This is a genomic window from Geomonas propionica, from assembly GCF_016458235.1.
Classification (GTDB): Bacteria; Desulfobacterota; Desulfuromonadia; order Geobacterales; family Geobacteraceae; genus Geomonas; species Geomonas propionica.
This window is the reverse complement of the sequence record NZ_JAEMHK010000045.1, coordinates 1-338: the sequence shown is the minus strand read 5'-3', so window position 1 is coordinate 338 and position 338 is coordinate 1. Positions and strand designations below refer to the sequence as shown.

The following is a 338-nucleotide window of genomic DNA, read 5'->3' as shown; positions in this document are numbered from 1 at the left end:
ACCGGAAACCTCTCCATGATCAGGAGCGAGATCCGGGGCTTCAACATCTCGTACACCGACCGGGCCACCACGCTGGTCGAGACGACCACCAACCGCGGCCTGTGCCAGGTCTGCCACACCAAGACCAACTACTACCGCGCCGGCGTTCCGGAATCGAGCCACTTCACCTCGGGCTGCCTCGACTGCCACACCCACACCAGCGCCGGCGGCGCCTTCAAACCGATCGGCGGCAGTTGCGACTCCTGCCACGGCTATCCGCCCGCGCCGAAGAACACGGCGACCACGTTCGGCAGCTACGCCAACTGGGCCAACGCGCGCTTCGAGGACTACTCGGGCGG

At 66.6% G+C, this 338-nt stretch carries 1 pseudogene; it reads left to right on the top strand.

What is annotated here, in order from left to right:
- Positions 1–15: 15 nt before the first annotated feature.
- Positions 16–338, top strand: a pseudogene (locus JFN90_RS22085) (cytochrome c3 family protein); the annotation flags it as partial.